This is a genomic window from Enterobacter cloacae complex sp. S2 (assembly GCF_015159675.1).
Taxonomy (GTDB): Bacteria; Pseudomonadota; Gammaproteobacteria; order Enterobacterales; family Enterobacteriaceae; genus Enterobacter; species Enterobacter intestinihominis.
Genome location: NZ_JADDTS010000056.1, coordinates 49413 through 57263, shown reverse-complemented (window position 1 = coordinate 57263; position 7851 = coordinate 49413). Strand labels below are relative to the sequence as shown.

The window sequence follows — 7851 nt, the reverse complement described above, 5'->3', positions numbered from 1 at the left end:
GGCACACTATAAGTAATATCGGTGACCCAGACCTGGGTGGCCCGGACAACGGTGAACTGCCGCTGCACGAGATTAGGAGCAACGACTGAAGGCCTGCCAGCGATACGACGTGGCGCTTTATAGCCGCGCACAGCTTTAATCCGGTCCAGTTGCATGATCCGACCCACCCGGTTTCTACCACAGGTTTCCCCGATTTCGTTCAGATCGCCATGAACCCGCCGGTAACCGTATACGCCTCCGCTCAGGGAATATGAGTCGCGGATAAGCATCAGCAGGCGCTGGTTATCTTTATCACGCGCCGAGACAGGGTTATGCAGCCACGCATAGAACCCGGCCCGGGCGACATTCAGTACCCGACACATCGTCATCACACCCCATACAGTTCGGTGCTCATTGATAAAGCGGTACTTCAGTCGGGCTCCTTTGCAAAGTACCGCGCGGCCTTTTTCAGGATATCCCGTTCTTCTTCGGTGCGTTTTAGCTGCGCCCGGAGTTTCAGGATCTCGCTTTTAGCTTCCAGTAAATCCCGGGCATGCTGCTCGCTGTTATCAGGTTTGATAGCCCGTAGCCACTTGTAGAGGCGGTGTGCAGAGACGCCCAGACGCTCAGATACTTAGGCGACGGAATAACCGCGTTCCGTTATCTGACGGACGGCTTCTTCCTTAAATTCAGGTGTAAATCGTGGTGTGCCCATACGCTCCTCCTATACTCAAACTATAGGGCAGGATCGTCTACCGGGGCGGGGTCAGTCCAGGGAGCCGTTAACGACCTGATGGCGGTTGTTCTGGAAAGCTATCTTCGGGAGGAATTCCCCGATACGGGCAAACGAAATGAGTCGCAGAAGAGGTCAATCGACGACACCATTTCGATAGTCCGCTCCTATCTCCGTTAACTCTGCCAGGCAGATGTCTGATGGGGTCTAAAACTGTAATGAAAGGAAATGACATATGAAATCACGTGCATTATTCATCTGTATTTTTTAATTGGTACCCGAAACCGCCTGAGTGTCGCCATCAGCTGGGTCTGGAACCACAGCGTCGCGTACCGGGGAGCCCGCATTATCACGGGAGCCAAATCTCCGGTCCCGGGTACGCCGCCAGCCAGTTCTCATACAGAAGGCGGATCCGCAGGGTACCGCTGAAACTTCAGCGGTGTCCCACATGGTACCACCGGGCCCAGCTTCAGCAATCTGTTTCCAGTCACACAAACGCTTTTTTCGACGGGCTTTCTGATCGAGCGGTCCGGCACACCAGATACCGTCACAAGAGGTGGCCTTATTAAGAGCGGACACACCTAGCACAGGAAATTCTATGGCAAAGAAACTTTTCGGTTATCATCCCATCCTGACTGACGACAACAATTCAGTTGTGATTCGCGGTGCTCGCGAGAACAACCTTAAAGAGGTGGATGTTTCCATTCCGCGCAACGCATTGGTTGTTTTTTCGGGTGTGTCAGGCTCGGGTAAGTCTTCACTGGCCTTTGGCACCATTTATGCTGAGGCGCAACGGCGCTACTTTGAATCGGTTGCCCCCTACGCTCGTCGCCTCATTGATCAGGTCGGGGTTCCGGATGTGGATGCCATTGACGGACTGCCGCCAGCCGTTGCGCTTCAGCAACAACGCGGTGCCAGTAACGCGCGCTCCTCTGTCGGCAGCGTGACCACCTTATCCAGTCTGGTGCGAATGATGTACTCACGGGCGGGCGCTTATCCTGCCGGACAACCGATGCTGTATGCCGAGGATTTTTCTCCCAACACGCCGCAGGGGGCATGCCCTTCTTGCCATGGTCTGGGCCATATCTATGAGGTAACTGAAACACTGATGGTGCCCGATCCCTCACTTAGTATCCGTGAAAAGGCTATTGCTTCCTGGCCCCCGGCCTGGCACGGACAGAATCTGCGGGATATTCTGGTGACGCTGGGGTATGACATCGACACTCCCTGGAAAAATCTGCCAGCGGAAGACCGTCAGTGGATCCTTTTTACCGAAGACACCCCCACTGTACCGGTTTTCCCGGGACTGAGTCCGGAAGATACGCGCGAAGCCGTCAGGAAAAAAATGACGCCGGGTTATATGGGGACCTTCACCGGGGCACGTCGTTATGTGCTACATACCTTCGCCAGCACGCAAAGCGCGTTGATGAGAAAACGAGTCTCCCGTTTTATGGAAGGCAAGCTGTGTCCGGTCTGTCACGGGAAAAGACTGAAGTCAGAATCATTGTCCGTCACCTTTGCCGGTGTGGACATTGGTGAATTTATGCAGATGCCCTTAGACCAGCTGGCGGAATTGCTCCTTCCAATCTCCCGGGGGGATTTCAGTGCCCACCACGCCGGCGCAGATGCCGACAGGGATATCACCCGTCGGGATCTGACAGAGCGTGCTGCATCCGGAAAAGCGGTCCATTCCGATAACGCCGATGTCTGCCGGACATCGGCGTTATCGGAAGAGAAACGACTGGCGGCACAACGGCTGACCGGTGGTGTCATGGCCCGGTTGTATCAGTTGCAGAAGCTGGGGCTGGGTTATCTTACGCTGGACAGAGCAACCCCAACTCTATCTGCAGGAGAGCTTCAGCGACTGCGTCTTGCCACGCAACTCAGTTCGATGCTGTTTGGTGTGGTCTATGTTCTTGATGAACCGTCTGCGGGTCTGCACCCCTCAGACAGTAAAGCGCTTTACGATGCGCTTGAGAACCTTCGTGATGCCGGCAACTCGGTGTTTGTCGTTGAACATGATCTTAACCTGATGCGACGGGCGCAATGGCTTGTTGATGTGGGACCGTCGGCTGGTGAACAGGGAGGACATGTTCTCTACAGTGGTATTCCTGAAGATCTGAAAGCCGTCACCCAATCTCGTACCGCGCGTTATTTATTTGATGAAGTCCGGCCACCACAATCTTTTGCCCGTATCCCATCCGGGTGGCTGAAACTGCAGGGGATCCATCGCCACAATCTTAAGTGGATCGATGTTGATATTCCTCTGGGTGTGCTGACAGCCGTGACGGGAGTCTCTGGCTCCGGTAAATCCAGTCTGATTGCCCAGGCCTTACCGGAACTGGTGCTTTCTTCACTTGGCGGTGAGCCAGAAGACGTGCTTTCCGAAGCCAGCGACGCTGAGGGGCCATCCGTAACGGAGAAAACGTACGGTACCCTGACCGGTGATACCGGACTGGTAAAGCGTCTGGTTCAGGTTGACCAGAAACCGATAGGCAGGACCCCCCGTTCAAACCTGGCGACATATACCGGGTTGTTTGATCCTGTTCGTAAGCTCTTTGCCGGAACGACTGACGCCAAACTCCATCATTACGATGCGGGTCAATTCTCTTTCAATGTGGCAAAAGGCCGCTGTGCAACCTGTGAAGGTGAAGGATTCGTCAGCGTGGAGCTGTTGTTTATGCCGAGCGTGTATGCACCGTGCCCGACCTGCCATGGCGCGCGGTATAACCGGGATACTCTCAGGATCTGCTGGCAGGACAAAAATATCGCGGAGGTCCTGCATATGACGGTGGATGAAGCCAGTCAGTTCTTTGCGACTGAAGAACCAGTGGCTCGTCCCCTCCGTCTGCTGAGTGAAATTGGTCTGGGCTACCTGCGTCTGGGACAACCAGCAACCGAGTTATCCGGAGGGGAGGCGCAAAGGATCAAGCTGGCAACCGAACTACAACGTAGCCAACGTGGCCACACGTTGTATATCCTAGATGAACCGACAACCGGCCTGCATGCTTCAGACGCCGACCGCCTCCTTGTGCAGCTGCAGCGGCTTGTTGATGCAGAAAATACGGTGATAATGATTGAACACGATATGCGGGCGGTTACTCAGGCAGACCAGGTTATCGACATCGGTCCTGGAGCGGGACATGAGGGAGGACGCCTGGTTGCCGCAGGAACTCCCGAACAGGTATCGCAGGTCAAAGAAAGCCGTACCGCACAGTATATTGCCAGGGAACTCTCACGGAACGGTTAAAAAGGGCTGTGTCGTCATTGCGTCAATGGCGGCACATTCCCGGCGTGTTCTGTATCAGTAATCTCCCGCAGGTATAATTTCAGCGCATCCCACTGGTTCAGCGCGTACGCGAACGCCTTCGACAGCTCCGAGTGCCGTGACAGCGTTTTCTGCTTTTCACGCAGCCAGCCCTCCAGCGCGGTCAGCAGCGGTACCGCTTTTTCCTGCCGAATGGCCAGCCGTTCCGCCGCGCTTTTGCCCCGGATGCCCGCCTCGATGCCATACAGCTCGCCGATACGGCACAGCGCTTCGGTCGTGGTGTCAGAGGGCGTCCGCACGTGCACGTCCGCCTGCAACACCCCGCTGAACCCCGCAAGATGCGACTGCGGATGTGTAACGCTGGCGTGATAGAAATTTTAAGTCAGTCATCAGGTGTCCACCTAATTAGGGGTCAGTTTGGATATCGAAAATTATTGTACGTCAAGGTTATTTTTTGACCTCTCTACTTTAGCGGGCCTCAGCCGACGAAACTTATCGGAAGCCGGTACCGGCCAGTCTGACTGAAGATGGAAGCAAAATTAATGCTGTGGGCTACCATACCTTCTTTAACAGGTGATTTGTGAACTGCAACTTCTCGGAACGGGAGTTTGCGCAAGGACCGGAAGTCCGCTTTTCGCTCATAGCGGACCGTTCCTGCGCACATGTCTGCTATGTGGTAGAGGCAGACAATACTTACAGCACAGGGCGTTAATAAATACGGAACAGATCAACCGCAGATGCCTCCTCCTGAATGTATTAATTTTGCTATCTCGTCGGCAAAATCAGGGAACAAGTCTGGATATGGAAGCGCCTGGCAGCTGAAAGTATGAATAATAACGCCCTGACAGGATATTTTATTGCACCCTGTCAAAAGTCATACATTCTTTCCCGGTTTTTGCTTTCTCATACCGGATAACTCTATTTAAGGCTTAAGGATAACCTTCGTCCATCCTTCATCCCGCTCATCGAAGTGCTTATATCCGGCAGGAGCCTCTTCAAGCGAAAGACGATGAGAAATTATTTTGCCCGGACTGGCTTTATCGTGATGGATGAGGCGAGACAGCTGACGGTTATAGGCCTTAACGTTCGCCTGGCCGGTACGGATTGCCTGTCCTTTAAACCAGAAACTCCCAAAATCAAATGGCATCTTACCCTCTCTGGCAAGCTCCGATTCAGCCCCCGGATCCTGAGGAATAAAGACGCCAACCACACCAATTCCCCCGGTTGCTTTCGTCGACGCAACAAGACTGTTCATGGTAACAGAGTTATCTTCATGGCCATGTTTGTTACAGCACTGATAGCCAACACATTCGCAGCCACAATCCGTACCGCGTCCATCCGTCAGGTCGAGAATTTTTTGTACAGCTTCATCGCCAGTAGCATTGATGCCCGTCGCCCCCATTTTTTCAGCCAGAGCCAACCGGTCTGTGTGCGTATCAACCACAAACACCTGTGAAGCACCTTTAATGATCGCCGAATGAGCTGCCATCAAACCGACCGGCCCCGCGCCATAAATGGCCACGCTTTCACCAGGCTTCAATCCGGCAAGTTCTGTTGCATGCCAGCCGGTAGGAAAAATGTCAGAGAGCATCACATAATCATCTTCTTTTTCTGCCGCATCAGGGGGAAGAACAAGGCAGTTAAAGTCGGCAAATGGCACCCGAAGAAGTTCCGCCTGACCTCCCTCCCAGGGACCCATTTCAGCAAAACCATAAGCTGCGCCTGCCGTACCCGGATTGGTAGTGAGACAAAAGCCGGTCAGACCTTTTTCACAGTTTTCGCAAAAACCACATCCCACGTTAAACGGCAGACAAACATAGTCGCCCACCTTAATACGTTCAACGCCTGAGCCAATTTCGACCACTTCACCCAGGTTTTCGTGACCCAGAATCCGTCCCTGTTCAAAGCTGGTCCGGCCCTCATACATGTGCAAGTCCGACCCACAAATGTTGGTGGTGGTGATGCGGACGAGTACATCCGTGGGGCGGACAATTTTCGCATCCGGTACGTCTTTTACTTTTACATCATAAGGACCGTTGTAAATTACTGCTTTCATGATCTTCTCCTTCTTGCGTGCGGAAAGGAAATGCTGCCCCGCGGATTGGGGTATCAATCGAGTTTAGCTGCCATAACAGATCTCGCGATCGGCGAAAGGACGATTAGGATGTTTCTTAACTAAGTGCATTGAAGTCTGTAAGACAGGTACTTACCGATGAAGGCTGCCTGGAAAACGTAAAAACATCACACGTTAATCCGGTTTTTTTAAGCAGGCAAGGGATTACGGACAGCTTTGAGCGAGAAGCGGATAAAGTAAATCTATCTCATTTCTGCATTGTGCCAGAAGTAGACATAGGTGAATTAGGTAACCCTAGAGATGCACTTTGAATCAATGATATGAAATGCTGAAAAGGTAATTAACTAATTCAAAATTTGAATAATCAGTTATCTCTTCCATGCTTAATACGTAACCTTAGCTAAGGAGAAATTATGTTAGACGAATACAAAAAATGCATCGAAGCCTGTTATCTATGTGCAACGGCATGTGATAACTGTGCGGCTTCGTGTCTCGACGAAGAGAATCTGGAGATGATGCGCGAGTGCATAAAACTGGATATGCAGTGTGCAAATATCTGCCGTCTTGCAGCTCAATTCATGACACTAAATAGCGGGTCTGCCCAGGATCTTTGCCGTCTTTGCGCTGATGTTTGTCAGAAGTGCGGTGACGAGTGTGGAAAGCATGAACATGACCATTGTCAGGATTGCTCAAGCGCTTGTCATCACTGCGCCGAACAATGCAGAAAGATGGCCGCCTGAGAAAAACTCAAATTACCAAACCCGCTTCGGCGGGGTTTTATATTCCCGGTAATAAGTCGTAGAAGGATGAGATAGATGAGTTTAAGAGTACGGGCGGGAAATAGATCTACTCGAAAGTACTAGCCTCAATGACAAATTCTGGCACAGATTATTTGATTGGCTCAATGTCCGTTTTCGCTGACAGCGGACTGCACCCCGCCGGGGTGACCGCTTCGTGCCAGAATTGGACGTTTCCAAAATCTGCATGCACTAATCGGTGGAGAGCAGATCTCACTGCATAGCCATGCAGACGCGCAGAAATCATCAGGGGCGTTTGAAAGGTGCCGGAAACAGGCGGGAGGCCGCAGAAACGTGCTGAGGGCGCCTGCGGCGGTGCGCCCAAGGGTTGTTATGTTTAATATGGCAGAACTTTCCTGTCGCTATCATTTTGACGCCCGCTATTCGCTCATAGATATGCCTGTCGCGTTTGCGGCTTTACTTGTTATACCCAACCTGCCTGATTTTTATCGCCAGCATCCCGGAATTGAAATTATCCTGAGCAGCTCAGACCGCCGACGGAATATGCTGCATGATGGCCTGGACTGCATACTGAGGGTGGGGGAGCTGGACGATGGCGACTATATCGCAAAGGAGGTGGGAACCGTTAAAATGACGACCTGCGCCAGTCCTGCGTATCTTGATCAACACGGCACCCCGGAAACAATGGACGAGTTGCAGCAGCATCAGGCCGTCAACTGGATTAACAGCAGCAACAGACAAGTTATGCCCTGGACATTCGGGACGTCAGAGGGCTCCACCGAAATTGAACTTCCAGGCAGGCTTGTCGTGGATAACTCAGAAGCCTACATTGCAGCAGGCCTGGCGGGGCTGGGAATACTACAGGGCATGAATATTTTTTTGCAGCCTTATCTCGATCGCGGGCTGTTGGTAGAGGTTCTGCCAGATAATACGTCCCCGAATCGCAAACTGTAACTTCTGTATCCGCACCGCCATCTCTCCCGAAAAGTACGGGCGTTTACCGACTGGCTGGAAAGTTTATTGTAAACGCCTGGGGGCC

At 52.5% G+C, this 7851-nt stretch carries 3 protein-coding genes and 3 pseudogenes; 3 read left to right on the top strand and 3 right to left on the bottom strand.

Features of this window, described 5'->3' with window-relative positions:
• A pseudogene (locus IPZ49_RS21685) lies at nt 1–694 on the bottom strand (IS3 family transposase); the annotation flags it as partial.
• Between the two features lie 616 nt (nt 695–1310).
• Between IPZ49_RS21685 and IPZ49_RS21680 the strand changes: the two are divergent.
• Nucleotides 1311–3962: an excinuclease ABC subunit UvrA gene (locus IPZ49_RS21680; protein ID WP_012561117.1), complete on the top strand. Its 2652-nt coding sequence runs from the start codon at nt 1311–1313 to the stop codon at nt 3960–3962.
• Between the two features lie 71 nt (nt 3963–4033).
• Here the strand turns inward: IPZ49_RS21680 and IPZ49_RS21675 are convergent.
• Both IPZ49_RS21675 and IPZ49_RS21670 read right to left on the bottom strand, forming a co-directional pair.
• Nucleotides 4034–4333 (bottom strand): annotated as a pseudogene (locus IPZ49_RS21675) (transposase); the annotation flags it as partial.
• Between the two features lie 569 nt (nt 4334–4902).
• Nucleotides 4903–6036 carry a glutathione-independent formaldehyde dehydrogenase gene (locus IPZ49_RS21670; protein WP_022651297.1) on the bottom strand — a complete coding sequence of 378 codons (1134 nt, stop codon included), beginning with the start codon at nt 6034–6036 and terminating at the stop codon, nt 4903–4905.
• Nucleotides 6037–6467: 431 nt separating this feature from the next.
• Between IPZ49_RS21670 and IPZ49_RS21665 the strand changes: the two genes are divergently transcribed.
• Together IPZ49_RS21665 and IPZ49_RS21660 are read left to right on the top strand one after the other, a co-directional pair.
• Entirely contained in the window at nt 6468–6794 is a 327-nt protein-coding gene (locus IPZ49_RS21665; protein ID WP_022649401.1) for a four-helix bundle copper-binding protein, read from the top strand.
• 447 nt (nt 6795–7241) lie between these two features.
• Nucleotides 7242–7838: pseudogene (locus IPZ49_RS21660) on the top strand (LysR substrate-binding domain-containing protein); the annotation flags it as partial.
• Nucleotides 7839–7851: the final 13 nt, after the last annotated feature.

What these genes read in the sequence shown, in the direction of transcription:
- IPZ49_RS21680 (WP_012561117.1), top strand. Translation starts at nt 1,311, where the DNA reads ATGGCAAAGAAACTTTTCGGTTATCATCCCATCCTGACTGACGACAAC.
- IPZ49_RS21670 (WP_022651297.1), bottom strand. Translation starts at nt 6,036, where the DNA reads ATGAAAGCAGTAATTTACAACGGTCCTTATGATGTAAAAGTAAAAGAC.
- IPZ49_RS21665 (WP_022649401.1), top strand. Translation starts at nt 6,468, where the DNA reads ATGTTAGACGAATACAAAAAATGCATCGAAGCCTGTTATCTATGTGCA.